Source organism: Corynebacterium sp. KPL3927, assembly GCF_040225835.1.
Taxonomy (GTDB): domain Bacteria; phylum Actinomycetota; class Actinomycetes; order Mycobacteriales; family Mycobacteriaceae; genus Corynebacterium.
Map to the genome: position 1 here is coordinate 1 of NZ_JBEHGD010000019.1, position 26729 is coordinate 26729.

General features: G+C 60.3%; 29 protein-coding genes and 1 pseudogene. 8 read left to right on the plus strand and 22 right to left on the minus strand.

Translation table 11 applies throughout. The annotated features are described in order from the left end of the window. Nucleotides 1-65: 65 nt before the first annotated feature. On the minus strand, nucleotides 66-209 hold the full coding sequence (locus ABRP86_RS08995) for a hypothetical protein (protein WP_349863825.1): 144 nt from the start codon (nucleotides 207-209) through the stop codon (nucleotides 66-68). A 108-nt stretch (nucleotides 210-317) separates the two neighbouring features. Here ABRP86_RS08995 and ABRP86_RS09000 point away from each other — a divergent pair, with 108 nt between their 5' ends. Further along, on the plus strand, nucleotides 318-983 hold the full coding sequence (locus ABRP86_RS09000) for a sugar O-acetyltransferase (protein WP_349863846.1): 666 nt from the start codon (nucleotides 318-320) through the stop codon (nucleotides 981-983). Further along, nucleotides 984-3254: an ATP-dependent RNA helicase gene (locus ABRP86_RS09005; protein ID WP_349863827.1), complete on the plus strand. Its 2271-nt coding sequence runs from the start codon at nucleotides 984-986 to the stop codon at nucleotides 3252-3254. Between the two features lies 1 nt (nucleotide 3255). Here the strand turns inward: ABRP86_RS09005 and ABRP86_RS09010 are convergent, their stop codons facing one another. After that, the gene (locus ABRP86_RS09010) at nucleotides 3256-4026 is read right to left on the minus strand and encodes a TSUP family transporter (protein ID WP_239269672.1); all 771 of its coding nucleotides are present in this window, start codon (nucleotides 4024-4026) and stop codon (nucleotides 3256-3258) included. Between the two features lie 58 nt (nucleotides 4027-4084). Here ABRP86_RS09010 and ABRP86_RS09015 point away from each other — a divergent pair, with 58 nt between their 5' ends. Beyond that, the gene (locus ABRP86_RS09015; RefSeq protein WP_239269673.1) at nucleotides 4085-5191 is read left to right on the plus strand and encodes an AbrB family transcriptional regulator; all 1107 of its coding nucleotides are present in this window, start codon (nucleotides 4085-4087) and stop codon (nucleotides 5189-5191) included. Between the two features lie 9 nt (nucleotides 5192-5200). Here ABRP86_RS09015 and ABRP86_RS09020 read toward each other — a convergent pair whose 3' ends face one another. Together ABRP86_RS09020 and ABRP86_RS09025 are read right to left on the minus strand one after the other, a co-directional pair. After that, nucleotides 5201-6871: a DUF885 domain-containing protein gene (locus ABRP86_RS09020; protein WP_349863830.1), complete on the minus strand. Its 1671-nt coding sequence runs from the start codon at nucleotides 6869-6871 to the stop codon at nucleotides 5201-5203. 71 nt (nucleotides 6872-6942) lie between these two features. Then, entirely contained in the window at nucleotides 6943-7512 is a 570-nt protein-coding gene (locus ABRP86_RS09025) for an LOG family protein (RefSeq protein WP_349863832.1), read from the minus strand. A gap of 108 nt (nucleotides 7513-7620) precedes the next feature. Between ABRP86_RS09025 and ABRP86_RS09030 the strand changes: the two genes are divergently transcribed. Beyond that, on the plus strand, nucleotides 7621-8754 hold the full coding sequence (locus ABRP86_RS09030) for an ROK family transcriptional regulator (RefSeq protein WP_239269676.1): 1134 nt from the start codon (nucleotides 7621-7623) through the stop codon (nucleotides 8752-8754). Here ABRP86_RS09030 and ABRP86_RS09035 read toward each other — a convergent pair. From ABRP86_RS09035 to amn, 6 genes are all read right to left on the minus strand, one after another. Further along, complete coding sequence (locus ABRP86_RS09035) at nucleotides 8737-9333, minus strand: HAD-IA family hydrolase (protein ID WP_239269677.1); 597 nt, start codon at nucleotides 9331-9333, stop codon at nucleotides 8737-8739. The two genes, ABRP86_RS09030 and ABRP86_RS09035, sit on opposite strands and share 18 nt — an antisense overlap. A 12-nt stretch (nucleotides 9334-9345) precedes the next feature. Further along, complete coding sequence (locus ABRP86_RS09040) at nucleotides 9346-9699, minus strand: hypothetical protein (protein ID WP_239269678.1); 354 nt, start codon at nucleotides 9697-9699, stop codon at nucleotides 9346-9348. Between the two features lie 74 nt (nucleotides 9700-9773). Then, complete coding sequence (locus tag ABRP86_RS09045) at nucleotides 9774-10262, minus strand: ferritin (protein ID WP_023016464.1); 489 nt, start codon at nucleotides 10260-10262, stop codon at nucleotides 9774-9776. A 285-nt stretch (nucleotides 10263-10547) separates the two neighbouring features. Next, on the minus strand, nucleotides 10548-12029 hold the full coding sequence (locus ABRP86_RS09050) for a SulP family inorganic anion transporter (RefSeq protein WP_239275735.1): 1482 nt from the start codon (nucleotides 12027-12029) through the stop codon (nucleotides 10548-10550). Between the two features lie 21 nt (nucleotides 12030-12050). Then, nucleotides 12051-12563, minus strand: a complete 513-nt coding sequence (locus ABRP86_RS09055; RefSeq protein ID WP_005276176.1) for a phosphoribosyltransferase — start codon at nucleotides 12561-12563, stop codon at nucleotides 12051-12053. Nucleotides 12564-12635: 72 nt separating this feature from the next. Next, nucleotides 12636-14039: an AMP nucleosidase gene (gene amn, locus ABRP86_RS09060; RefSeq protein ID WP_239269680.1), complete on the minus strand. Its 1404-nt coding sequence runs from the start codon at nucleotides 14037-14039 to the stop codon at nucleotides 12636-12638. 438 nt (nucleotides 14040-14477) lie between these two features. On the opposite strand from amn, the gene ABRP86_RS09065 reads away from it, so the two are divergent. Beyond that, on the plus strand, nucleotides 14478-15491 hold the full coding sequence (locus ABRP86_RS09065) for an esterase/lipase family protein (protein WP_298694520.1): 1014 nt from the start codon (nucleotides 14478-14480) through the stop codon (nucleotides 15489-15491). Here ABRP86_RS09065 and ABRP86_RS09070 read toward each other — a convergent pair whose 3' ends face one another. From ABRP86_RS09070 to bioB, 3 genes are all read right to left on the minus strand, one after another. Next, a complete protein-coding gene (locus ABRP86_RS09070) occupies nucleotides 15492-16415 on the minus strand; it encodes a Sir2 family NAD-dependent protein deacetylase (RefSeq protein WP_239275733.1) in 924 nt (307 codons plus the stop codon). Between the two features lie 183 nt (nucleotides 16416-16598). Further along, on the minus strand, nucleotides 16599-16862 hold the full coding sequence (gene bsaP, locus ABRP86_RS09075) for a biotin synthase auxiliary protein BsaP (protein ID WP_023024778.1): 264 nt from the start codon (nucleotides 16860-16862) through the stop codon (nucleotides 16599-16601). Then, nucleotides 16862-17842, minus strand: coding sequence for a biotin synthase BioB (gene bioB / locus ABRP86_RS09080; RefSeq protein WP_005276160.1), 981 nt, complete (start codon nucleotides 17840-17842; stop codon nucleotides 16862-16864). Before bioB ends, bsaP begins: the two co-directional genes overlap by 1 nt. Nucleotides 17843-17919: 77 nt before the next feature. Between bioB and ABRP86_RS09085 the strand changes: the two genes are divergently transcribed. Next, nucleotides 17920-19227, plus strand: coding sequence for a M20/M25/M40 family metallo-hydrolase (locus ABRP86_RS09085; protein WP_239269683.1), 1308 nt, complete (start codon nucleotides 17920-17922; stop codon nucleotides 19225-19227). 16 nt (nucleotides 19228-19243) lie between these two features. On the opposite strand, the gene ABRP86_RS09090 is transcribed toward ABRP86_RS09085, so the two are convergent. The 3 genes from ABRP86_RS09090 to ABRP86_RS09100 are packed head-to-tail and all read right to left on the minus strand — an operon-like array spanning nucleotide 19244 to nucleotide 20698. Then, a complete protein-coding gene (locus ABRP86_RS09090; protein WP_239269684.1) occupies nucleotides 19244-19549 on the minus strand; it encodes a CHY zinc finger protein in 306 nt (101 codons plus the stop codon). Then, a complete protein-coding gene (locus ABRP86_RS09095; protein WP_239269685.1) occupies nucleotides 19527-20357 on the minus strand; it encodes a hypothetical protein in 831 nt (276 codons plus the stop codon). Before ABRP86_RS09095 ends, ABRP86_RS09090 begins: the two co-directional genes overlap by 23 nt. Continuing rightward, complete coding sequence (locus ABRP86_RS09100) at nucleotides 20357-20698, minus strand: heme transporter (RefSeq protein ID WP_239269686.1); 342 nt, start codon at nucleotides 20696-20698, stop codon at nucleotides 20357-20359. Before ABRP86_RS09100 ends, ABRP86_RS09095 begins: the two co-directional genes overlap by 1 nt. A gap of 229 nt (nucleotides 20699-20927) precedes the next feature. Between ABRP86_RS09100 and ABRP86_RS09105 the strand changes: the two genes are divergently transcribed. Both ABRP86_RS09105 and ABRP86_RS09110 read left to right on the plus strand, forming a co-directional pair. Continuing rightward, nucleotides 20928-22061 (plus strand): HNH endonuclease signature motif containing protein, encoded by a 1134-nt coding sequence (locus tag ABRP86_RS09105; RefSeq protein WP_239269687.1) that lies wholly within the window; start codon nucleotides 20928-20930, stop codon nucleotides 22059-22061. A gap of 28 nt (nucleotides 22062-22089) precedes the next feature. Beyond that, nucleotides 22090-22671, plus strand: coding sequence for an LURP-one-related/scramblase family protein (locus ABRP86_RS09110; protein ID WP_239269688.1), 582 nt, complete (start codon nucleotides 22090-22092; stop codon nucleotides 22669-22671). Nucleotides 22672-22960: 289 nt separating this feature from the next. On the opposite strand, the gene ABRP86_RS09115 is transcribed toward ABRP86_RS09110, so the two are convergent. From ABRP86_RS09115 to ABRP86_RS09140, 6 genes and pseudogenes are all read right to left on the minus strand, one after another. Then, the gene (locus ABRP86_RS09115) at nucleotides 22961-23431 is read right to left on the minus strand and encodes an integrase core domain-containing protein (RefSeq protein WP_349863834.1); all 471 of its coding nucleotides are present in this window, start codon (nucleotides 23429-23431) and stop codon (nucleotides 22961-22963) included. Beyond that, the gene (locus tag ABRP86_RS09120) at nucleotides 23334-23594 is read right to left on the minus strand and encodes a DDE-type integrase/transposase/recombinase (RefSeq protein WP_349863836.1); all 261 of its coding nucleotides are present in this window, start codon (nucleotides 23592-23594) and stop codon (nucleotides 23334-23336) included. The genes ABRP86_RS09115 and ABRP86_RS09120 overlap by 98 nt, the downstream gene beginning before the upstream one ends. Continuing rightward, complete coding sequence (locus ABRP86_RS09125; protein ID WP_349863838.1) at nucleotides 23506-23883, minus strand: IS3 family transposase; 378 nt, start codon at nucleotides 23881-23883, stop codon at nucleotides 23506-23508. The genes ABRP86_RS09120 and ABRP86_RS09125 overlap by 89 nt, the downstream gene beginning before the upstream one ends. Continuing rightward, nucleotides 23864-24221: pseudogene (locus tag ABRP86_RS09130) on the minus strand (transposase). The gene ABRP86_RS09125 and the pseudogene ABRP86_RS09130 overlap by 20 nt, the downstream one beginning before the upstream one ends. A 93-nt stretch (nucleotides 24222-24314) precedes the next feature. After that, nucleotides 24315-25796 (minus strand): multicopper oxidase family protein, encoded by a 1482-nt coding sequence (locus tag ABRP86_RS09135; RefSeq protein WP_023028062.1) that lies wholly within the window; start codon nucleotides 25794-25796, stop codon nucleotides 24315-24317. Nucleotides 25797-25867: 71 nt separating this feature from the next. Further along, nucleotides 25868-26443 carry a CueP family metal-binding protein gene (locus tag ABRP86_RS09140; protein WP_023016447.1) on the minus strand — a complete coding sequence of 192 codons (576 nt, stop codon included), beginning with the start codon at nucleotides 26441-26443 and terminating at the stop codon, nucleotides 25868-25870. Nucleotides 26444-26729 lie beyond the last annotated feature (286 nt).

Consider the following 26729-nt stretch of genomic DNA (forward strand, 5'->3'; position numbering starts at 1 on the left):
CGTCGTGCCACACTAGTCATTCTGGCTTATCTCCTTATGCAGGTTGGGAACCTACACACAAACCATTAGACACTCTCGATCCGGGCAACCATGAGATCAACGGCGGCAACGGCTAGCAAAAAATACGAAATTTTTGTGTAACCGAATAAAGCAAAGACCCCTGAAACCACAAGCACCGCAATCCCAGCAAAGCCAATCAAACGACTCATCAGAAAAACACTCCACAATATGGTTTGCCAGTAAACTTCTCCTTAATTCTATCCGAACGCTGAGGGGTCAAGTCCAGTATGCTCGGCAGGAACCACGCGCCCTCTACAATGGCCACCATGGATGAACAGAAACTGCACGACCTGCAACGCTACGGCACTTGGGAGCGAATGACCGGTGGGCAGTGGCACCTGCCGGGCATGGGGGACATCGATAAGGAGCACCAGCGCACCTTTGGGTTGATTGGGCAGTTCAACGATCTGCACAACACCGATAAGGAGCAGGCGCAGGCAATCTTGCGGGAGATCCTTCCGGAGGAATCACACGTGCCGGGGGCGCACGCGCCGCTGAATATGGAATACGGCTGCAATATCGTCTGTGGGGAAGGCGTCTTCATCAACTTTGGCAGCAGCATTTTGGCCCAGGCCAAGGTCACATTCGGTGACCGCGTGCTGATTGGGCCCAACTGCTCGTTCATTACGGTGGGCCACCCCGTCAATGATCACGCGATGCGCGAGGGCGGGTGGGAAATCGCCCACCCCATCACCGTGGGGCGCAATACCTGGTTTGGGGCCAATGCCACCGTCATGCCGGGGGTTACCATTGGTGAAAACTGCGTTATTGGTGCCGGCACGCTGGTGACCAAGGATATTCCGGATAACTCGCTAGTCCTCGGCACGCCCGGCCGCGTGGTGCGCACCCTGGACGACGATGAGGATTCGTGGGAGCGCAAAGATTTGGACGGCCCCGTGGAAGGTTTTGGGGCCGCCAACTAAATGTTCGATCTCGCCAGCATCGGCGCGGGGCTGCCCGTAGCCGAGACCATCGATTCGCTGCCTCGCACCGGAAACGTCGTCATTCAGGCACCGCCCGGCACGGGTAAAACCACGCTCGTGCCACCAGCACTAGCCAATCATTCCGCAGGGCGCGGCAAGGTCATCGTCACCGCCCCGCGCCGCGTGGCCGTGCGCGCGGCCGCCCAGCGCTTGAGCACTTTCAGCGGCACCCCGGAGAAGGTCGGTTTCGCCATCCGCGGCGAATCCCGCACGGGAAGCGAGGTCGAATTCGTCACCCCGGGCGTGCTGCTGCGCCGCCTGCTAAAGGATCCGGAGCTCGAGGGCGTGGCCGCCGTAGCCATCGATGAGGTCCACGAGCGCCAGCTGGATACGGATCTGGTGCTCGGCATGTGCCTAGAACTGGCCGAGCTGCGCGAGGACTTCCGCGTCATCGCCATGTCCGCCACGGTAGACGCACAGCGCTTTTCCCAGCTCATGGGCGCGCCCGTCCACACCACCGAGGCGGTGACCTATCCCCTGGATATCCAGTACGCGCCGCAGCCGGGGCGCGCGGCGGGATCGCGGGAGTTTTACGGGGGCATCGCCAAGCAAGCGGCCCGCCAACACGAATCCACGCTGGTCTTCGTGCCCGGCGTGCGCGAGGTCAACCTGGTGTGCGAGGAGCTGCAGGGCCATAATGTTTTCCCGCTGCACGGCAAGCAGACCACCGCGGAGCAGGATGCCGCGCTTTATACCGATGAGCAGCGCATTGTGGTGGCGACATCCATCGCAGAGTCTTCGCTGACGGTGCCTGGCGTGCGCGTGGTGGTAGATGCGGGGCTGGCCCGCGTTCCCCGGCGCGATGCGCAGCGCGGTATGTCCGGTTTGGTAACGGTCTCCACGTCGAAGTCGAGCGCGGACCAGCGCGCGGGCCGTGCCGGGCGTGAGGCGCCAGGTACGGTCATTCGTTGCTATTCCCAGGACGATTACCAACACTTTTCCCCGCACACCACTCCGGAGATCCTGTCCGCGGATCTCACGCAGGCTGCGCTGTTTTTGGATTGTTGGGGCGCGGGCCCGGATTTCCCGCTGCTCGATCCGCCGCCCGCCCAGGCCCTTGCGGCCGCGCGCGCCACCCTCGAGCGCATTGGCGCGACGCAGGAGCTCGCCCTCCTGCCCACCGATCCCCGCCTCGGCGCGGCCCTTATCCGGCACGGCAGCCAGGCGGCGCCCACCATCGCCGCGCTTGCCGATGCCCCCACCAATACCACCGATCTCACCCGCCGCCCCGCACCGCAGAAGGAAGTCAAGCGCCTGTCCCGCCTGGTGGAGGATCTCGGCCCCGCAGACCCCGGCGAGGTCGTCGCCACCGCCTATCCCGAGCAGGTGGCCAAGCGCGTGGGTGAAGACTATCTGCTGGCCAGCGGCACTCGCGCCCGGCTGCTGGATAACTCCGGGCTGGCAGGCTCGCCGTGGCTCGCCATCGCGGAGGTCACCCTCTCCAATGCCGGAAACCCCATCATCCGCACCGCCGCGCGCATCGCAGAATCCGCCGCGCTGGATGCCATCGGCGTGACCGAAGAAACTCGCGCCTTCCTGCGTGGGGGCCGCGTGCGCGGGGTCAAGGTCCGGGCGGCCGGGGCGATTGTGTTGTCCGAAACCCCGGTCAAGGTCACTGGCGATGCCGCTGCGCAAGCCCTAGCCGCCGGCATCCGCGAAGAGGGCCTGGGCTTATTTACCTTCAGCGAGAAGGCCCAGAGCTTAAAAGATAGGCTCCGCCACCTGCACGCGCACTACGGCGATCCGTGGCCGGATGTCGATACCGCCGATCCCGCCGAGTGGCTCGGGCCCGAGCTGCACCAGATTGCCGCGGGAACCCCCACCGCCAAGATAGACATGTACCCCGCCCTGCAGCGCCTGCTCCCCTGGCCCGAAGCCACCCGCTTAGACGAGCTCGCACCTCAGCGCCTCCCAGTGCCCTCCGGCCGCGATGCCAAAATCGACTGGTCGGGCGAGCGCCCCGTGGTCCACATCAAGTTGCAGGAGTGCTTCGGCCTGGCCGAATCTCCGGAGTACTGCGGCAACCGCGTGCAATTTCACTTGCTCTCCCCCGCCGGCCGCCCGCTGGCGGTCACCGATGATCTTGCTAGCTTCTGGTCCGGCCCCTACGCCGGGGTGCGCGCCGATATGCGCGGACGCTACCCCAAGCACCCGTGGCCCGAGGATCCGTGGAATGCCATCGCCACCGCGCGGACCAAGAACCGGATGTAGCCTAACCCCACTGCTGCCAGGATAAATAGCAGCTCATGACCACTACCAAGGTAAGCAGGGCATAGCGGATAAACTTCGTCCCGCCGCTGAGCACCGTCCGCGCGCCCACCTGGGCGCCGAGGATATTGGCGGCGGCCAACGCGATACCAAGGGTCCACCACACGTGGCCGCCAAGGATAAAGGTCACCAGCGCGCCAAGGTTCGTGGCGGTATTGACCACCTTGGCCATCGCCGCGGATTTTAAGAAGTTCTGGGAGAAGATAAAGGTAAAGGCCATGATCAGGAACATGCCGGTTCCCGGGCCAAAGATGCCGTCATAAAAGGAGATGGCCGCGACCGCCACAAGCCCCGCCCAGGTGCGCCATCCGCCGCGGATGCCGGGTGACTCGGTGGTGCCGAAGCTCGGCTTAAAGGTCACGAAGACGCCCACCACCACTAACAGCACGATAATGAGCGGGCGCATGATGTCGCTATTTAGATTCGCCGCCACACTCGCGCCCAGCCCGGCGCACACGAGGGCGATGAGGGCGTAGCGAACGAGCTCTCCTGCCGGCGGGCCCACCCTGCGCGCCAAGGTCACGGCCGCCGATGCCGTGCCCGATACCGCCGCGAGCTTGTTGGTGGCCAGCGCCGTTGCCGGTGCCAGCCCCGGCACGACGGCAAGCAATAGCGGAATAAGCACGAGGCCTCCCCCGCCAATGACCGCGTCGATCCAGCCTGCCCCCGCCGCTCCCATAAGGAGCACCGCCCACTGCGCCACGTCGATATCCATGAGGAGATCATAAACCCCGCGGCGGGGAGGTCTAGACTCGATCGAGGACGAGCAGAAGATGGGAGAATACGTGGCTAAACGGCACTGGGGAATAAGCGTAGACACCCACACCATCCTGCGGTGGGGCATCGTCGTCCCCGTCTCCATCCTCTTGGGCTGGCTTTTTAGCATGTGGCACGTGCCGGCCGCGTGGATTTTGGCCGCGATCATCGCCTCTGGAGCCATGGCCCTTATCACCGGCGAAGACCTCAAGGTCAACCGCAAATTTTATGGTCTATCGCGCGGATTCATCGGCATCATGGCCGCGCTGCCGCTAACGGTGGTCTCCTTTGGCCAATTGGTGGGATACCTGCCGGCGGCCATAACCATGTCCTTTGTCACCATCGCGCTGGGCATCTTCTGCGGCGTCATGCTGCACCGCCAGCAGCCACGGGACGTCTCCTCCGAAACCGGCATCCTGTCCATGCTCCCCGGGGGTGCCTCGCTCATGCCCGCGCTTGCCGATGAACTCGGTGCCGACTACCGCTACGTCGCGCTCACCCAATACCTGCGGTTATTGATCGTTTCCGTATCCCTTCCCGCCGTCGTGACCTTCCTCGATACGCCTGCAGGAAGGGGCGGTGACTTAAGGCTGGAGGCGGAAACCACCTGGTGGATCATCGCACTAGTGCTCGTTATCGCGCTGGTCGGCGAAAGCCTTGGCAAATTCCTGCACCTGCCCGCCGCTGCGGTCCTCGGCCCGCTGATCTTGACGGTGCTGGCCTCGTTCTTCCTGCCGGAGGGCCATACGTTAGAGCCGATCTATGCCTTTAAGGTCATCGCCTTTTTATCCATCGGTTGGGTCTGCGGCGGCGGGCTGTCTCTCCCATCGCTCAAGGCCTTTGCTAAGCAGCTTCCCGCGACGATTCTTTTTATCGCCGCGGTCCTCGGCCTGTGTGCGGCCACGGCGTGGCCGCTGATGCACTGGCTCAATATCAGCTACTTCGAGGCCTACCTAGCTACTAGCCCCGGCGCGCTAGAGACCGTGCTCGCGCTCTCCGCGGAAGGCGGGGCTGGCCCCGTGGTTATCGCGGTGCAGCTTACCCGCCTCATCGCGGTGCTGGTCATTGCGGGGTACCTGCCGCAGCTCATTAGGGCCGTCGGCAAGTTTGCTAAAAGGCGCTAGCCGGCGCGTTTAGTTATTTAGCACGGCCTCGCGCAGCACCGACATGGGCACCGAGCCAAGAGCCAAGGCCTCGGAGTGGAATTCGCGGGCGCTCATGTCCTGCTCCTCGGCGGCGGCGCGGGTTTCTTGCCACAGGCGCTGGCCCAAGGCATAGGACGGGGCCTGGCCCGGCCAACCCAGGTAGCGGTTGACCTCAAAGTTGAGGTTCGCATCATCCATGGCGGTGTTTTCGCGCATGTAGGTCTTCACGTGGGCCTTATCCCACGCGCCGGATACGGTGCAGTCCGGTAGCTTCTTGCCCAGGTGCAATCCGATGTCCACCACGACGCGGGCCGCGCGCAGGCGCTGGGCATCGAGCAGCCCCATCCGCACGCCAGGATCGTCCATGTAACCCAGCTCGGCCATGAGCTGCTCGGCGTATAGGGCCCAGCCCTCGCCGTGGCCGGAGTTCCAGGTCACCGCGCGGCGCCACAGGTTCAGATCCTCTTGTACCAGGGCAGAACCCAGCTGCAGGTGGTGGCCCGGTACGCCCTCATGGTGCACGGTGGTCAGCTCCTGCCAGGTGTGGAAGGTGTCTTGGCCCTCCGGCACGGACCACCACATGCGGCCCGGGCGCGAGAAGTCATCGCTCGGCGGGGTGTAGAAGATGCCACCGGTACCCGCTGGGTCGATGCGGCACTCGATCTCTTCGACTTCTTCCGGAATGTCGAATTCCTTGCCGTTGAGCTCGGCGATGACCGCATCGGCCTTGCTCTGCATCCACTCCACCAAGGCATCAGTACCGCGCAGGGTATAGCGCTCCTCGTGGTTCAGCTTGCGCATGGCAGAGCGCACCGAGCACTCCGGGCCATAAAGCTCGTGCGCGATCTTTTCCTGTTCCCCGCGCAGGTAGCGCACCTGGTCAAGGCCCCATTCATAGGCCTCGTCCAAGTCCACGGAATCGCCAACGAAAAGCTTGGAAAAGCGCTCGTAGCGCTCGCGGCCCACCGCGTCCTTATTAGAGGACTGCGGCTGCAGATCATTAGACAGCCAATCCGAGAACTCGCCAAAGGCCTCCTTGGCATTCTTCACCTCGGCGGAGTCGGGGGCGAGGCCGAGGCCCTCGAGCATGGAATCGGCATCGGCAAGCCGCTCGCACTGCACAATGACCTCAGAGATCTGGCGGTGCGGTGCCACCATGCCGTGGGAGGCCGCTTCCTTCAGGGACTCGCGGTAGCCATCGAGGGAGCCCTTGACCTTGGACAGACGGGAGCGAATGGCCTCGCGGTCCTCCTGGGCCTCCTGCGGCATAAGCAGCAGGGAATCCCGGATGGTCTGCACGGGCGAGGCAATATTATTAAGGCTGCGAATATCCTCGCCGTGGTGGTGCAAATCCAGATCTAAGCAGAGACGATCCCGCAAGACGGCGGCGGTGACATAATCCACGTCATCAAAGTCATCCTCATCATCGGATTCATCGGTGGTGTCATCCAAGGCATCCAGATCCGCAACCATATCGCGGGTGCGATCAGCGACAGCCTCAAAATAATCGGGGGAAAAATCCTGCAATTCGCCTTCAAAACCGTCAATGCCCCACGCGGTTGCATCTGTTGGGGATAGTTCGGCTAGGTCGTGAACGAAGTTATCGCACGAAGCGTCCAGTAGAGAGGGCTGGCGCTTAGCGGTCTGCTCAGAACTCATAAGAGGGAAGTCTAACCCTTTATCTTGTTGATAGGCCACCCAGCCCCACCCAAATGTTGCAAACTTGTTAGCTAATCGTTGTTCCACTTCGTGCCTGGGTAGTGCCACTGGGCAAAACCATCCAGCACGGCCGCGGGATTTTCCTCTATGACCAGCGCTTTTACAAAGCGGGGCAGGATGAAGCCCGCCTCGGCCATGGCGGCATACATGTCATAAAAGGGCTGCCAAAAGCCCTCCACGTCAACCAAGCCAACGGGCCCGCGAATGCTGCCCAGCTGTTGTTGGGTCAGTACCTCTGTTACTTCCTCCAACGTGCCCACGCCGCCGGGCAAACAGATAAAGGCGTCCGCCAGCTGCTCCATCCGGGTTTTCCGCTCGGCCATAGAATCCACTACCTCGAGGCGGGTCAAACCTGGATGGGAAATCTCTAAATCCACCAAGGATTGCGGCATGACGCCAGTGACGGTGCCGCCAGCCTGCAGGCAGGAATTGGCCACCTCGCGCATGAGGCCGATATTTCCGCCGCCATAGACCAAGTTCAGCCCGCGACGGGCAAGCTCGCCGCCCAAGTGTTGTGCCGCTGCGCTATAGGCGGGCGAATTGCCCACGGCAGAGCCGCAATAAACCGCTACTGATCTCATGCGCCCCAGCATAGGGAATTTTTGGCCTACCTCCACCTTTAGACCATTCGGTACATACACCTATGAATAGATTAGACAAAGCAGTCTGTGACACATATACTTTCTTTCATGATCAAACCTGGCCCCGTGTTCACCCGCCCCCGTACACCGGCTGCTAAGTGCCTTCACCTGGTGCGCCTGAACCCGATCATTACCCGTAGTGAGCTGGTAGAAGCCACCGGACTCTCCCAGCCCACCATTACCCGCGCTACCACCGCGCTCCTCAACGCAGGACTCATCCAAGAGCGCACCGACCTCACCCAATCCCAGGGCCGAGGCCGCCCTACGGTCCCCCTCGAGGCCGCGGATAATAACTGGGTGCTCGGCGGCATCGCCGTCGGCACCTCCGAGACCTATATCGGCCTCTATGACATCAAGGGCCGCACCATTTCGGAGGAAGAGATTGCCACTCCTGTCGCCCGCCTGACGGAGGAAGACTTTCTTGAACACATCATGGCCGGCATCAACCGCATGATGACGGGCCTGGATCGCCGCCTCGTGGCCTTGGGGATTACCACCTCGGGCACTGTGGACGAAGAGGGCCTGGTCACGGCGGATAATCTGGGATGGCACGGCGTGGATATCGCGGAGCGCTTGCGCTTCCAATTTAGCGTTCCCGTGGTGGTTACCTCCGCCATTTCCGCCATTTTGGGCTCGGAGACGCAGGCCGCCGAGATTGGTACGAACGAGCGCGTGCTCCTGCTCTTCGCGGATGATTCTTTAGGATCGGCGCTATCCGCCGATGACGAGGTAAATTCCATCATCCCACTGCCACAAACCCGCTCTGACCTACTGGGGCACGGCGCTTCCGAACACCTCTTGGCCACCCAGTCCATCCTGGAGGCCGTGCGCCGGCACGGCATCGAGGTCAACACCCTGCCCGAGGTCGCGACCATCGCCGAATCCAATTCAGCCGTGCGCGCCATTTTGGATGAGCGCGCCCGCCAGCTGGGCCAGATTACGGCGGAGATGGTCCGCGAATACTCGCCGAAAACCGTGGTCATTGCCGGCGGGGCCTTTACCGGCGATTCCCGCGCGCCCCAGCTTTTTGCCTCCACCGTCCGCGATTCCACCTCGGATGAACTGGAACTGCGCATGATCCCAAGCCACAAAGAAATCGTGCGCGCCGTCGCCCGTACCGTGGCTACCGATCAGCTATTGCGCGAACCATTGGAGCTGGGCCGCTCACTCCAGACCGCGTAAAACCTCGCGCGCGGAGTCGATCCCGGTAAACAGGTGGGCTTGCAACCCGCAATAAGTGGCGCCCTCGATGTAGTCGATGCGGTCATCGAAAAAATGCGTGTCCTTGGGCTGCGCCGCTAGCGCGTCTACCGCCACTCGGTAGGCCTCTGGGTGCGGCTTGGCCACCCCGATATCGCAGCTCAACGTTACCGCCGCGCACTCTGCCAACCACGGGTGCTGCGCGCGCACCTGTTTCGCCAAGGTCGTGGGGATATTGGATAAAATCCCCACGCTAAAGCCCTCCCCGATGAGCCCTCTGACCAGCGCTACCACCTCTGGGTCCGCCTCAAGCAGGTACTGGTTCTCGCAGGCCACGGCCCCAGCGCAGTCAATGGGCCCCATTCCCGCGCGGGCGGCTATCTCATTCCAGTAGTGACTATCACTAAAAATTCCGGCATCGTAATCCGGCCGGAAATAGTTATAGGCCTCCCAGAAGGCCTCCGGGTTCGCAGGCTCGAGGAAGCGCTCTAGTTCAGCGTGCGCTTCCGGCGTGGCGGGGCGCAGCAGCACGCCGTATAGATCAAACAGCAACTTCGGCATAATGCGTCCAGTTTATGCGCGCCTAGTAGCTTGGGTCTGCACGGCCACAATCCCTACCGCGGTGCCGGCGATAAAAATCACCAGCGCCAGCGTCGCCTGCGCCATCGGCAAAACGATGAGCACGGCCAGCGAAGCCAAAATCAGCATTCCACTCAGGGAATATAGGGAGCGGTTGACCAGCCCGCGCTTACCGATGACCCCACACGCCAGCATCACCACCCCCGCAAACGGGCTCAGCATAAGCGCTGCGGTGGTCAAAAAGATGCCGAGGGTGACGTGGCTTGAGATGACCGCAGCCCCAATGATGAGGCTTAATGCCAATACCGCCAGGGTGGCGGAGAGGGTTGTTTTGAGGTGTCCAGACATACGTCAATCCTCCCACAGCAGCGCAGTGCCATGGGAGGATTGATTTAAATCTTGATGTGTTTGTTATTCACAACTTAGGAGTTGCGGTTAGCCAAACGGGAATCGATGCGCAGCAGGCCAGCGCCATCGTTGCCCACCAGCTTGATCTGGTCGATGATCTCAGAAACGGTGTCCTCTTCCTCGATCTGCTCAGCCAAGAACCAGTCAATGAGCTGACGGGAGTCCAGGTCCTGGATGTCAAGGGCAACGCGGGCGATCTCGCGGATCTGCTCGGAGACCTTCTGCTCGTGTGCCAAGGAAGCCTCGAACGCATCCAGCGGGGTGGCAGCCTTGATGGAGCCAACCGGGATATCGTTGAGCTCTACGCGGTAGCCGCGTGCCAAGAGGTGATCCGCAAGCTTCTGTGCGTGAACGCGCTCTTCGCCAGCCTGAGCCATGAACCAATCGCGCATGCCCGGGAAGGACAGGTTGTCCATCTCGTAGGCCAGCTGGGTGTAGACCATAGCGGCGCCGTGCTCGTTAATGACCTGATTGTTTAGCAGGGTTTGCAGCTTCTCATCCATTGCTAAATCCTTTCTGTAGGAATCAATTAATTGGTTGTAGGCACTACAATACCCAAATAAAATCTCCCGTCTAGCAAGGCATGCTTAATCAAACCCGCACCTCAGGGGCATTTTTCAGATTGGATCACCTAAGTTAGTTAAGACAAAGCTGCTCCACGGCCCGAAGTTAATATCGCCTAATAGTTCGAGGTCATCGCCCTAAACGGCCAACCTCGCCGCGCTAGCCCACTCCATCCGACCCCCTGCAGCCAGTACGCCCCCGCATATCAGATTTGCAATGTGATATTAATCACCCAGTTGCCCACTCAGGCGTTCTAGGCGCTGCGCGCTCGCCCCATCGAGGCCCCGAAACTCCACCTCAATGCCGCGATCCGCGTACTTTTTCTGCACCGCATCCAGCGTCGCCACCGTCGAGGCATCCCAGACCTCGGCATCGGAAAGGTCCACCACCACGAAGTCCGTATCGAGCGTGTAATCGAAGGCGTAGACCAAATCATTCGAGGAGGCGAAGAAGAGCTGGCCATGCACCACGTAGGTATATCCATCTACCAACTCAACCTCCACGAGGTGTGCCACCCGGCGGGCAAAGCCAACCGATGCCGCCACCACGCCTAATACCACACCCACCGCGAGGTTATGCGTAGCCAGCGTGCCCGCGACCGTCAGCAGCATGACGAGGATTTCAGAAAGCGGCATCAACTTCAGCGTGCGCGGGCGGATGGAATGCCAATTCACCGTCGTCGCCGCCACGAGGATCATCACCGCGACCAGCGCGGCCATCGGAATGCGGCCTACGGCCTCGCCAAAAAGCAGGCACAGCACGAGGAGGAAGGCGCCGGCGAGGAACGTCGACAAGCGCGTGCGCGCCTGGGATACCTTGACGCCGATCATCGTCTGGCCAATCATCGCGCACACGCCCATACCGCCAATGGCTGCGGCCAATATATTGCCAATGCCCTGGCCAAAGGACTCGCGGGTCTTATCGGAATGGGTATCCGTGATGTCATCGACAAGCTTTGCCGTTAGCAGCGATTCCATCAGGCCCACCAGCGCCATCCCAAAGGCATAGGGCGCAATTACCTGCAGGGTCTCCAGGTTCCACGGAATATCCGGAATGAAAAGGCCCGGCAGCGTCGTGGGCAGCTCGCCCTGGTCCGCCACATCCGGCACCTTCCACCCCGCCGCGACGGCGATGAGGCTTACCACCACGATGGTCACTAGCGGCGCCGGAATTACCTGGGTAAACCGCGGCAAAACGATCATGATGGCTAGGCCTATAGCCACCAGCACGTAGACCATCCAGGGGACATCGATAAGGTGCGGCAGCTGCGCGGTAAACATCATAATTCCCAGCGCATTGACGAATCCGGTCATCACCGAACGCGGGATAAAGCGCATGAGCTTGGCGATGCCCACCCACGCCAACAGCACCTGGATGATACCGGCCGCAAGCACCGCCGCCACCACGTAATCATGCCCATATTCGTGCGCGAGCGGGGCCACCACCAGGGCTACCGCGCCCGCCGCCGCGGAAATCATGGCGGGCCGCCCGCCGGTAAAGGCGATGGCCATCGCCATAATCACCGAAGAATACAGCCCCACCCGCGGGTCGAGGCCGGCGAGAATGGAAAAGCTTAAAACTTCCGGGATCAAAGCAAGCGCCACCGCCAGTCCGCCAAGGACCTCCTTGCGCAAACGCGCAGGTGAGGAAAATGCAAAGCGGAAACTGGCGATGACGCCGGTGGGTGCAGGCTGCTCGTTAATCACGCCTGCACATATTAGTAGCTACTACGAGCCTTCCTGAAAGGAGCCATCCGCCGTGATCACCGGCAGCACCGACCAGGCAAAGTTGATCCACTTATCCGTCTTCTTCCACGAATAATCCGGCTCAAAGATGGTCTTCGGCTTGGTATAGACCACAGCGGAACGCACCTCATCGGCGGTTTCTTCCAAAAAGTTCACCACTAGATCCAGGGTCTTGCCGGAATCGGCCACGTCATCAACGACGAGCACCTTCTTACCCTTAAGGGAATCCGTATCCAACTGCGGGGACAAGATGATCGGCTCATCCAAGGTCTGGCCAATATCGGTGTAGAACTCCACGTTGATAGCGCCCATGGCCTTGACCCCGATGGCATAACCAATGGCACCGGCTGGGATCAGTCCGCCGCGGGCAACACCCACGATCAAGTCAGGAAACCAACCGGATTCCACGATTTGCTCCGAAAGATTCCGGCTCGCTTCGCCGAAGACTTCCCAGGTGAGGTTCTCCCGGTCCGGGTGGATCCAATTCTCAGTCACGATTGCGCGGCTCCTTTTGCGTCATGGGCTTTCTTTGTAGTTTAACTAGCGATACCTACCAAGGGAAAGCAGCTACCGGAAAGGAACCTCTCCCAACGTGCGCCGCAGCTTGCGCGTGCGCAGGCGCTCCGGGTTTTCTGCCAACTGTTCCACCGCGCGCACCGCGCACATGACGTGGGCTTCCTTGGAGTTGGAATAAAACGCCTGGGCCTGCGCCGGCAGCTTCGGCACGGCGTGCAGTGGCAGATCCGATACGGATAGCAGCGTGCCATAGGGCACGCGGTAGCGGTACCCATTTGCCGCCAAGGCGCACGATTCCATGTCCACCGCCACCGCGGTAGAAGTGCGCAACCACTCCCACAGATCCCGGCTGGTGCGCCACTCCCAATCGCGGTCATCGGTCGATAGCACCGTGCCGGTGCGCATGAGCGAATTATCGCTGCCGTAGACCTCATCCACGGCCGCCTCCAGCATGCGCTGAACCTCTGGAATAGCCGGAATTGGCGTGGAAGAAACCACCTGCCGGTCCAAAATGTGGTCGTGGCGCTCGTAGGCATTGCCCAAGATCAGGTCACCGATGCGCATGCGCCCATCCATGCCGGCGCAGTGACCAATCATGATCCAGGCCTCCGGCCGCAGCACGGCCAAGCAGTCTGTAATGGTCTTCGCATTCGAAGGCCCCACCCCGATATTGATCATCGTGATTCCATCGCCACCTGCGGTAATGAGATCGAACCGGGGCATCTGAAAGCGCGAGGTCAGCGTCAGCCCATCCAGGTCGAGGTCCACCGCATCATTGGGGTGAATGGTCTCCCCATTGGGCAATACGAGCGCCGTATATCGCGAATCTTCCTTGGTCAGCTCGCGCAGGCCAAATTTCACGAATTCCGTGGTGTGCATCGCGTAATTGGTAAACAGGATGTATTTCTGCACCGTATCGACCTCGATGCCGGTGTAGTGCTCAATGCGCGCACAGGCAATATCGAAACGCTGCGCCCCGAAGTGAAAGAGCGGCTTTTCCCCGCCGTGAAAGGCGTCCCACTCGCCATCAATAATCGCATCGTTGACCTCATCCAAGGTCGGGCGCGGGATGGGACCGCGCTCCTGCGGCGCCGCCGGGGCATCCTTGATGTATTCCGGCGGGATGCGCTCATCCGATTGGCCGACGAAGATATCGCACGGATAGTTATTAGTCAGCCGCGTCAGCTGCTCGTGCAAGTACTCCCGGATGATGTGCGGCTTGGAGACGACCGCAGAATACTTGCCAGCCTCGTCCACATAGCCAAAGGGCTCGGAGCGGTCAATCGGCTGCCATTTACGAATCTCCACTGTCACCTTGGGATAGACCACGTGGCGATAATCATCGAGGGTGCCGGAGGCAAGGGCCTCGCGCCCCAACACACACGAGGTTTCATAATGTTCAATTAAGCGAGTCACCGCTTCATCTACGGAGTGGACATGCTGCAGATCGGTCATACCGGCGAGTTTAGCGGGGACCGAGCAGCACGGCAGCGGAGTCTTTTCTACCCTGAATCCTAAACGCCCACTTGGTATCGTTAGCTCTATGCCTGCCACTAATATTGGGGTGGAGCTTTTTGCCGCCACCCGTGAATTTCCCGTTGATCTTCCCATTCCCCCGCATGAGGATGAAGCACCCGCCGCCTGCTTCGACGACTAACCCTCCCGAGGCATAAACGAAGGCCCGCCGACTGCGCATCGGCGGGCCCTCTCCCCATGACTAATCTCTGGCACTTAGCGGCAAGGAGTGGAGCGCCCTACGCCGTAAGCACCGCCCGTGATTAGGCAAGCCTAAGTTTACAAAGATTGTGGCGTGAGGTCAAGGGCTTGCCCATAAATTTCTTCAACTTTTCCAAAGAGGCCATTTACCTGCATTAACGCGTATGATTGGAAGGCATGGCTGTCGAATCTCTTGCAGAGTTGAAAAGCATTATTTCTGAACAACTCCTCAAGTTCGGGCGCGTGAACGAGGAAGATGCACCCGAAGAAAAAGATTCGCCTCGCCTTGGCATCGCCTCCCCGGCCGCGGCCAGTGCTTTGCAGGATGACGTTGCCGATGAGATCGTTGACCGCCTCAAGGCCGAAAAGGATAAGTCCAGTCCCGGCGATTCCGCCCTCGACGCCGATGCCGCTAGGACGCTCCCTCTCGGCGCACGCACGAAGCCGCGCGGCGTTTTCGAAGACGATTGGGGCGCCCGCCCGAGCGACGAGCGCCCCTGGCCGGTCATCCTGGTCCACGGCACCTGCGATACCAAGGGCGTCTGGCAGATTATGGGCAATATCTTGCGCCAAGACGGTTGGGCGGTCTTTGCCCCTGACTACGGTCACCGCGCCACGCAGACCATCCCGGAATCATCCCAGCAGCTTGGCGCGTATATCGATACCGTGCTCGCCGTCACCGGGGCAGAAAAGGTCATCTTAGTAGGCCACTCCCAGGGCGGACTGCTCGCGCGGTACTGGATGCGCATGGACGGCGGCGCCGAAAAGGTCATCCACCTCATGAGCATCAGCGCGCCTAATCATGGGACGACCCACGGGGGCATCGCCAGTCGCCTCATTCGCACCCAACGCCAAGAGGCGGTGATCCGCTCCATTATCGATGGCTGGTTTGGCCCCGCCGGCATGGACCAGGTGGTAGGCAGCGAGGTGCTTCGCGATGTCAACCGCGACGGCGACCTCGAATCCGGCGTGAGCTACACCTGCATCGCCACGCGTTCCGATGCCGTCGTCGTCCCGCCCGAGACCTGCTTCCTCGACCCCGAGGGCGCGCCCGAAGGTGCGGTGCGCAATATCTATATCCAAGATTTTGACCGCCACGCCGTGGTCATGCACGAAGATATGCCCATGGATAAGCGCGTGCACGCCATCGTGCGCACGCTGCTCAGGATGGTCGAGCACACGCCGCGATAATTAAATCTCCAGCTCATCGAGCAGGGCATCAAAGGCCGGGCCCACCTGCGTGCGCCACAGCGTATCCACCTTCTTGTCCCCGCGGCCAGGCCCACCGTTAATAACGGCCACGCGCTTGCCCTGCTTCTTTGCCTCAAGCACAAAGCGATATCCACTCATCACCGCCAGCGAAGAACCGGCCACCAGCAGCGAATTAGCCTCGTTCAAGAGCGCAAAGGCCGCATCCCGCCGCGTGGCTGGCACGGGCTCGCCAAAATACACCACGTCAGGCTTGAGCAACTCCGATCCGCAACGCTCGCAGCCAGCCATTCGAAACGCCGCGACGTCTTTCTCATCCAGCGTCACGTCACCATCCGGGTTAACTTGGTCCCTTTCCACCACTAGGCGCTCCAGGTAGCCCGGGTTCGCGGCAGCCAATCGCGCATCGAAGTGCCCGCGATCCTCATAGTGACCACACAACAGGCAGACCACGGTTTCCATATCGCCGTGCAGCGTGACCAGCCTGTCCGTACCCGCCCGTTTATGCAGACCATCCACGTTCTGGGTCACCACACCATTGACCAGCCCGGCGCGCTCCAACTCCACGAGCGCATAATGCGTGCGATTGGGTGCCGCGGAATCCATCACGCGCCAGCCCACGAAACTGCGCGCCCAATACCTATGGCTAGCGGCCGGGTCGTGGCGAAATTCCTGATACGTCATCGGCCGGTGCCTGCTCAGCGAGCCCCGCGGTCCGCGATAATCCGGCACCCCCGATTCCGTCGATACCCCCGCCCCGGTCAGTACCATCACCGGCCCTTCTCGCAGCTGCTTGGCGATGTCCCCCAAAGCCTGCCCCGCCTCCGTATGCGGAGCTGTCTCCTCCACGACGCGCGCAATCGATCGCAGCGCAGACTGATGTGCGTGGGCTACGGCGGGATCCATACCCACCAATCTAATCAAGCGATTGCGAGTTTTTACCAAATTTCGCAAGTAGGACGTACCAAATCTCTAAAGTAGAGCGCACAAAATTTCGCAAGTAGATTTACCTATCCCCAGCTCACGGGTATTTTTTAATAGGAAAAGGAGCCGCCTGCCTTGCGGCAGCGGCTCCTTATCTTGGTAGTGCTAGCTCTCTGGTAGCTGCTCTACGTATAACCACTCAGAATCTAGCTCCCCGTGGCGCGAGCACTTGGTATGCCAGCCATCGGGGCGCACCTGGGCCACCATGCGGCGGCCGCAGATCTGGCAGTAGCGCGGCACGTCGAGGCCGGCAGCTGCAGCAGGGTGCAGCGTGAAGACCTCTTCGATCGGCTTGCCGGTATTGGGGTGGAAAATTGGCTCGTCCCCGGCCAGGACGGCGGTTGCCAACTCAGAGTTCGGCTCGGACACTACAGAGCCTTGATCGGGAGATCGATGCGGCCCAGCATGTCCACATCCTTTTCGATTTCCTGACCCAGGGTGGTCAAGTAATTGCCGGCAATGATGGCGTTGATGCCGCCGAGCAGACCGCGCTCGGTGCCGTCATCGCCAAGCGAAAGCTCGCGGCCGCCAGCGAAGCGGAGGGTGGTGGAGGGCATCGCCAAGCGGAATGCAGCAACGGCGCGCAGGCCCTCACCCAGCGGAACCAGCGGGCGATCAGCGAATGGGGTGCCCGGGCGAGGGTCGAGGAAGTTCATCGGAACCTCGCACGGATCGATCTCTGCCAGCTGGGCTGCGAACTCGGCGCGCTGCTCCAGGGACTCGCCCATGCCGATGATGCCGCCACAGCAGACTTCCATGCCTACCTCGCGCACGTAGTCCAGGGTCTTCTTGCGCTCTTCCCAGGTGTGGGTGGTGACCACGTTGGGGAAGTAGGAGCGGGAGGTCTCCAGGTTGTGGTTGTAGCGCTGTGCGCCCATGTCCTTCAGGCGCTGTGCCTGCTCGCGGGTCAGGGTGCCCAGGGAGCAGGAAATCTCGATGTCAACGGCATCATTAATGGCGGCGATGGCCTCGCCCACCTGGTCCAGCAGGCGGTCATCCGGGGACTTCACCGCAGCGACGATGCAGAACTCGGTAGCGCCGGTCTTGGCGGTCTTCTGCGCCGCCTCCACCAGCTCAGGGATGTTCAGGCGCACTGCGCGCACTGGGGACTCGAAGAGGCCGGACTGGGAGCAGAAGTGGCAATCTTCTGGGCAACCACCAGTCTTGATGGAGATAATGCCTTCCACCGATACGTCCGGGCCGCACCACTTCAGGCGGGTCTGGTGGGCGATATCAGCAATTTCTTCCAGCTGGGAATCTGGAACCTGCAGTACTTGTAGTAGTTCTTCCTGGTTAAGGCCTTTGCCTTGCTCCAGAGCTTTCTCACGGGCGATGTCGATGATGCTCATGCAGTGAACCATACTTGAACGCCGTTCAACTTTGGCCAAAATCACAAAATTTTTTTCGCGGGATTACCCTAAGGGGCATGACGCTTTACAATGACACCCTCGAACTCCTCCAAGAACTCATCCGCAATGCTTGCGTGAACGACCTCACCCCGGATTCCGGCTTTGAGGTGCGCAATGCCGATACGCTAGAGAACTTTTTTGCCGGCGAAGACGTCTCCATCGAGCGCTTTGAATCCCACCCGGGCCGCGTCTCCATCGTGGTGACCGTCCCCGGCGATCCCGCCAAGGAACCACTCACTCTTATGGGGCATACCGATGTCGTGCCCGTCGACGAACCCAAGTGGACCAAGCCGCCCTTCGAGGCACTCATTGAAGACGGCAAGCTATACGGCCGCGGTTCCGTAGATATGCTCTTTATTACCGCCACCATGGCCGCCGTCACCCGCGAGGTAGCGCGCGCCGGCAACCCCGGCGGAACGCTTGCCTTCGTGGGCATGGCCGATGAAGAGGCCCGCGGTGGCCTGGGCGTGCGGTGGATGGCAGAAAACCACCCCGATGCCTTCTCCTGGAAGAACTGCCTCTCCGAGACCGGCGGTAGCCACCTGCCCGGCGCGGTGGGCTTCAACGTGGGAGAAAAGGGCGCTGGCCAGCGCCGCCTCCACGTCACTGGCGATGCCGGACACGGCTCGACGCCCTACGGCAAGGACTTTGCCATCGTAAAGATTGGCGAGGTCGCCCGCCGCATCGCCGAGGCCGAGCCACCCACAGCCTCCAACGAGATCTGGGAGGGCTTCGTCCGCACCTTCAAGTTCGATCCTGAGACCGAAAAAGAGCTTATCGATGGCACCGGTGACTACACCAAGTTCGGCAACCTCGATGCCTACGCCCACGCCTTTAGCCACACCACCATCGCCGAGACCGTCCTGCGTGCCGGCGGGGCCATCAATGTGCTGCCTTCCCACGCCTACCTTGAGATGGATATCCGCCCCTTCCCTGGGCAAACCCAGGAAGACTTGGACGATTTCCTCCGCAGCGCACTGGGCGATCTTGCCGATGAGGTAGAAATCGAACACCTCATTACCGAAAACGCCACCCAGTCCTCCACCGATACCGAGCTCTGGCGCACCATTGAGGCCACCGCCAAAGAGTTCTTCCCCAATAAAGACGTCGTCCCCGTCCACGCCACCGGTGGTTCCGACCTCCGCTTCGCCCGCCGCAAGGGCGGCAATGCCTATGGCTTTGCGATGCACGCCGAGGGCCGCGATATGGCCAGCGCCAACTCGCAATTACACAGCCACGATGAGCACCTCTACCTCGAGGACCTAGATCTCACCGTGCGCGCCTACCACAGCTTGGTCAACCGCTTTTTGGGTCTGAACCAGTAGCACTCTCCCCTCGCTTTTACGCGGTGACCTGAAAATAGATCCCGGCATGCGCACTGCAGCCGGGATTAAACATATGCCCACACTTCGGGCATGCCTCGACAGAGGAATACAGCCGGTAATCCATCTCGAGGCCACAGGAACCGCAGAGGGCAGCGGGGGCATCGACAAGCATGGGCCCAAACTCATGATCCGTCAGCTCCGCATGGCACAGCGCGCACGCGAAGTACTCGCCGCAGGTCGCGCACTTATTGGCCACCACGTCGAGCGGGGAATGCCAATGCTTGCACCGGCCCTCCGCATCAATCGCGCCGCGAATCTTCATGGTTCTGCCACTCCTTCTTCTTCGCCTCCGACTTCTTTGCATTGCGCACCGCCATCACCCCAAAGGCAATGGCAATAACTATAGGCATCCACACCCTGCTGTAATCCATAAGGAAAACCACCCATTCCGGAGGTACAAAGTGCACCGCAAACTGCGGCGCGGGCAAGGTAATCTGCGGTGGCTCCGGCAGGTTCGGCAAATTTGGCAGCGGAAGGTAAATCTCTGGGAAATCTACATCTGGCAGCTCCCAATCCGGCAGCAAGCGCGAGAGGATGCGGCTAATAATAGGAGCCAAAACAATCATCGCGATGGCCCACCCGGACTTCCCCAGCCCACCGAGCAGTGGATACAGCACGCGCTTGAAGGGGCTTTCTTCCATTGCCCGGCGCCGCTTTTCACCCAAGGAGCCCGGCGGCGGATCAAAGGCCACGGCCTCCTCCCCATCGCGGTAGTAGACATCCTGTATCTCCCCGAAGGGCGTGGCTTGGATATCTACATAAGGCTTAGTCAGCGGCGCACTATTCTCACTGAATGAGAGATCGTTTTCCAGATTCTTCTGCAATGAATAACGGCCGCCACGCGGCTTGTCGTGCCGGCTGCGAACCTCGCCATTGACCACGATCTGCATGCGGGGTGCAGGATTCTTGCGCCAGAGCTGGATGCGGTGGATAAAGGGGGCATCGCCAAGCACCGGCGTAAATTCCTTCGGCTCCTTGGGCCATTCGCCCTGCTCAGCGAACTCGGCATCGTAGCCGCGCTCAACCTCGAGCAGGCCAGCCTCAGGGTGGTCCAACCGCCAGATTTCCATCAGCGCTTCCTCAACTTGGCGCCCAATTTGCTAGCACCCAACGCCAAAAGGACCACTACCGGCAGGTAAATCCATGTCCCCTCGTTGAAGTACATCTCCATGGCCGCGAAATAGGCGATGCCCGCAACCCAGAAGATGGTCCATGAGTAGCGGAATGTGGCGGCATCGATAAGAGCAATAAGCACGGTAAGCCCACCCATGATGCCGAGCAGCGTCGTTCCGGAAACCGCCTGGTAAATCGCCGGCGGGAGCACCAGGAAGTTAGCGATCATCGCCAAAGGCGCCCACCACTGCCACCACGCGCGGCCGGGTTCTTCCTGCGTTTCCTGCTCCTGGCTCATACCCTCCTCAAGCTAGCACATAATTTTGTTTTTTGAGCCGGTTATCCTGACGGAAGAATATGCATTCCTACCTGCGAAAACGCGTTAAAACAGGCGAATGTCCGGCGGGTGTTCTATAGTGTTTTTCGTACACACGTTCACAACACAAATTTAGGTTTTAAGCGCCATGGAAGATCCATACTTTTCCACGACCAACACCAAAGACCCCACTACACGCTTAGCTTTTGAGATGCGAAAATCTGAATACGAGTTCTGGACTGAACAGATCCCCGATCTCGATTCTGATTTCGAATTAGTCACCCAATCCCTTTACCGCACCACCGGAGTTAATCAGGGGCGAATCGGCCATATTCTGATGGCCCTGTATCGCCTAGAAGAGCTCCCGCAGCTGAAAGAGCTGCAGCACCAGCTTTACCACTTAGATTTAGACCGCCTCATTGCCATCAATAAATCCCTTAACCGCCTGGGCAACCCGGCCCCGGAGGTAGTCGCGCGCATCGATGAGCAGCTCACCGCCTACCTCACCCCCACCCGCGCCAACCAGGCCATGCGGACGCAAGCGCAGATTAAAAGGAAGATCAACGAGCTCATCAACCTCGAAGATGACACCCTTGCGGTCAAGAAGGGGCCGACCCAGCCGCGCTACACCATGGAGAATTGGGGAAACAATACCGCAGCAATGACGCTGAGCGCGGATCCCTCGGTGATGGCGTGCGTAGATAAGTGCATCAAGGAGACTGCGCTCAAGCTGGATTGCTCGCTTGCCGATGCCGCCATTTCCCTCCTCACCGGCAATACCGAAGCACCCCAGGTCATCCTGAATGCCTACAAGGCAACCGATGTCCCCAACTCCCCCGCATTCATTGAATCCGTTGGGTGGCTCGACCCGGCGCGCTCCAACGCCCTGCCCTACTCCAAGATCCGGGAACTGAACCCGGATAAAGAGGTAAAGGGATATGTCACCCCGCCGGATATGGCAGCCTACCTCGAAGGATTCGACGGCACCTGCCGCTACCCTGGCTGCAACCGCCCTGCCACGGTGTGCCAGAAGGATCACCGCATCAACCACGCGGATGGCGGGCCGACGACTCCCGCAAACCTTGCGTGCCTGTGCCAACACCACCACAACATAAAGACCGATGGCCGGGCCTTTTACGTCATGGATCCGCACACCCGGGACATTATTTGGTTCTTCGAGGACGGCACCTGGACCGTCACCGAGCCCTCCGGCCCGCTGGCGGAAAAGAATAAGAATTGGGTGCAGACTTTTGCACAAACCATGACCGCCCACCGCGCACGGGCCTACGAAGAGGCCCACGAAGCACAGGAAAAAGAAAAAACCATCCCAAGGAAGGAGGATTAAAAACGCCCACTGCCATACATTGGTTGGCATGATGCAAAAATTATTCACGCTCGACGAGCTGATCATTTCCCAGACCAAGTCCCTCCTCAAGGATCGATTCATGATTTCTGATGTCAACGGGACCCCAGTGGGCACCATCGTGCAATCCACCAGCCTTAAGGAGATGGTGTTTAAACCCTCCCGTAGCTTGGAGGTCGCACTCACGGATGCCGAAGGCAACCCCCAACAAACAGTCATGACGATCTCGGATCCGCCGAATTTTTTGCGGGATACCTACGAGGTACACCTACCGGGAATTGAACAGCCCATGGCCGTTATCACCAAGCGCTTCTCCATGTTCAAAACCAAGATGGAATTAACAATGGGGGGCTTTGCCGACGTCGAAGTGCACGGCGATTTCTGGGATTGGAACCTCACCATCACCTCCCAGGATCGCCAGCTTGCCGATGTCTCCAATAAATGGACCGGCATGGGCAACTACTTCATGGGTAAAAACACGTATCTCCTGCGGATCGCGCCAGGCCTCAACGAGCAACAGCACGCCGCCATCATCGGCGCCGTAATGAGCATGGACATGCTGCGCACGAAGAAAAAGAAAAACAGCAACTAGGTGCGCGCATGGAAATCATTGCAAACGGTGTTTCAGGACTGGCCCTACTGTAAGCACCGAGGTTCCAATTCCGGATACGGCAAGTGCCGCTGCCGGGCCGATGGCACTTACGATAGGCGCCCCGATAATGTATCCGATAAGCATCGCAGAGCTATTTATCGATCCCATCGTAGAAAGGGCTTTGGGCTTCACCCCATCAGGTACGGTTCCCACCACGATGATTCGCAGTGCGGCCACCTGAATGGCATTGCATACTCCGCCAAGGAATGAAGTGCCCCGAGTTTTGTTCCTAGGCATTTGCCTTGATTTCTATTATTGCCTGTGGCGGGTTCTGCTTCCAAAACTCGGTTTCCACCTCGGCTGGGGTTCGGTATCCCAAGCTTTGGTGGAGCCTTACCTCGTTCCACCATGACACCCACTCGAACGTCGCAATTTCTGCCTCGATAACATCATTCCACCTGCGAGTATGGATGAGTTCGTTCTTATGAGGGGCCGTTAACGTTTTCAGCCAGTGCATTGTCATATAAGTCACCACACTTCCGGTGGAAGCAGTGATCCCGTGTTGGGCAAGTCGCTCGTTGTAGACCACGCTGACATACTGCGATCCGTGATCCGAATGGTGAATGAGACCTGTTGTTTCCTCAGCACACACGATCGCCTGCTTAAGAGCTTGCAGCGGCAGTGCTTGAAGTCCGCATCGAATCTGATAACGCCCACCCAACGATCCGTCGGGAGTAAACGTCGGTGACAAACGCGGCATACACAAAGCCTTTCTTCGTGCGCACATACGTAATGTCGGCCACCCACAGCTTATTCGGGCCCCGGGCTTTAAATTCACGCTCGACCAAATCCGGGCGCAGATCCGGCACGTTGAGGTGTACGCGTTGTGATTGGTGATCCGCCTGTGCCTGTGCCAGAAACACCAGCCAGGCGCATCAGCCGAGCGGTTTGTTCACGCCCGATATCAATTCCTTCACGGCGAAGAGCATGCCACATTTTCCGCACGCCGTAAACACCGTAATTATCCCGATGAACAGCACTAATGCGTTCAACCAACGCAGCATCGCGAAGTCGACGAGCACTTAACCCACGGGCCTTGGACTGGCGATACCCACGCGAGGTGATAAACCCACCAGCCCGGTTATTTTTCAACGTCTTACAAATGAACTCGACAGAGAAATAATTCCGGTATTCATCGATGAACCGGATCATAACCGAGGCTTGGGGCCTGGTCATGAGGCGAAAAAGCTGAGGCAGCCTTCAGCAGCTCATTAGTGTCGCGTAGCTGGTGATTTTCACGGCGCAGCCTCGCGTTTTCGGCGGCCAAATCTTCACACACAGGTTCTGGGATGTTTCCCGAACGGCGGGCCTGCTGGGTCCATTGACGAGCCGTGTGCCATGAAACCCCCAACTTTGGAGCTACTGCCTGGCACGCGGGGTGCATCGACATTTTTTCCGCCACGATGCGATCTTCCACGAGACGGACCACACGATCCTTTGCATCCTGGTCAAATTTTCTCGGCACGTTCCAGATTTTCCCATCTACTCAAACGGAACAAAACCTGGGACACTTCACACCAACGCCGTGTCCACTACTCGGGGGACACCCCCGCCCACCTCGGCACTCAACCCTGCTGTGGGGGTTACTCGTAGCGAAGCGAGCTGAACATCCCGGTTTCCAGGTGATAGGCGTTATGGCAGTGAAATGCCCACTCACCGGGGTTGTCAGCGATCAGGTCGGCGATCATGGTTTCACCGTGGCGGAGAAGGACGGTGTCCTTGCGTAGCCCGCCGCTGCCGGGCAGCGCCCACGTGTGGCCGTGGATGTGCATGGGATGGGGCATCATGGTTCTGTTGCGCATGACCATCCGCAGGCGCTGGCCCTCCTGCACGGTCGCGGAGGAGGATTGGCCGTCGGTGAGAATGCTCCATTCATACGGCATCATCTGCCCGCCCAGGTCGATACTGACTTCTCGGTCTGGTGTGTCCTCGGGCAGGAGTGCACGGTCTGCTGGCTTCAGGGAGGACAGAAGCAGTCCGGTGGACGACAACTCGGGGAAGTCGACATCGGGGTGGGGGGCCTGGCCGCCGGCGGTGCGGATGACGGCGAAGGCGCGGTCGTCCTTACCCACCGCCAAAGCCGTGAGCGGGAAGATGCCGTCGCCGAGGATGACCTCGACGTCGACACGCTCGCCCATCGACAGGTAGATCGATTCGGTCTCCCGAGGCTGGACGGGGAAGCCGTCGGTGTGGGTGACGGTCATGCGGTGACCACCGAGGGCCACCTTGAAGATGGTGTCACCGCCGGAGTTGATAAACCGCAGGCGGGCCTTGTCGCCCGGGCGAGCCTCGAAGGTCCGGTGAGCACGGGGGATACGTCCGTTGATGAGGTAGTGCGGATACATCACATCGCCAGCATCCCCGCCCAGTACCCGGTCCGGGGTGCCGTGCATCATCTGGCCGTGACCTCCCATTCCCTTCTTCCCGTTATGGTCGCCTGAACCCATTCCGGTGAGCTTGTCGAGCTCATCGTCGGGAGTGCCCTGAATGCCATCGACCCAGTCGTCGAGCACGATGGTCCACTCGACGTCCTGGTCCTCAGCGTCTTGCGGGTCACGGACGATCAGTGGGGCGTGGAGGCCGCGATCAAGCTGCAGGCCGGAGTGGGAATGGTAGAAGTAGGTGCCACTGTGGGGGACTTCAAAAACATAGGAGAAAGACTCGCCAGGTTCAATGGGGTCCTGGGTCATGCCGGGCACACCGTCGGCTGCGTTGTGGAGTGCGATACCATGCCAGTGGATGGAGGTGCTCTCAGGAAGTTCATTGGTGATATCGACCTGGAGGACGTCGCCGGCGGTGGCCTCAATGGCCGCATCCCCGGTGTCAGAGACGTACCCCCACGTCTTGGCTTCGATGCCGCCGATATCCAGAGAGAGGGGCCGGGCGGTCAGTGTCCGGCGCACCGTCGGCTCACCGAGCGCAGTGGGGGTGGGAGTGGGGCGAAGAGAGGAACCTGGTGCTGAGGCAGCGGGTCCAGGGTCGCTGGTGCAGGCGGCCACGGCCCCGGTGCCGGCGAGGACGAGCCCGCCGAGCAGAAACTGTCGTCGGGAAAAACCGTTCATCATGATTTAACCTTCCTTGGTGTTAGATTTCAGTGACACGGGAGACAGGCGCAGGTGAGGACCCTGCTGAGCCATCACGTCAGGTGCAGGTCTGTGACACAGGTGGCACCATCGTCGGCGGTGGAAAACTCCGCGGTGCCGGTACGCCCCTGGTAGCTGACCTCAATCAGGCCGGTGGCATCATCGGGAAGCCAGAAGCCAATAAACCCGTTGTCGAAGGTGGTTGTCGCCTCGTCCACCAGCACCTCACCGGTCGCCTCATCGGTGATCGTGATCTGGATATCCTCATTGTCGAGTTCCCCCAGGCAGGTCGTGAGGCTGTGGTAGAAGCAGTCGTGGGTGGAGGTGAGATAGGGCGCGATCGAGACATACGTCTGATTGTCGGGAAGATCGACCACGACTTCCTGGTCATCGCTCGAGAGCAGCAGTTCATCGGCACGCACTGAAGCGATCAGATCCGTGGGACGCTCAGTGACCTTCTGCCGGTCGAGGTGATCAATGATCTCCACCGCGTCCATGGCGGCCAGGCCATGGGTAGTCAGGAATGTATCCCGGGACACCGTCCCGTCGGCGGTGGGTTCCGGGTCGGCGGCCGAACACCCCGTGAGGGCGAGGGCAAGGGCGGCGGCTGCGATCGCTGCTCGTTTCACGTCAATCTCCTTGGATCGTGGTAAGACCGTGAGAAGACACCGCCTCAAGGTCGATGTCATACCTTTATCTAGCACGGGTGCCTGACGGACTAGAAATCAAAAGCCCTGCTCACAGCCTTATAACAGGGCGAAAAGGGGGTGGATTCGGTGGGCTGGGTCACCACCGGGACACCACCCCACAGCCGTGGGCGATGTCCTTCTACCCGCCCCGGGTATGCGGTGCAGGCAGTGAAATCCCTGGTGGCGCCTGCTGAACCGACCAGGGGAGGCGATGCCGCCGGCCCGG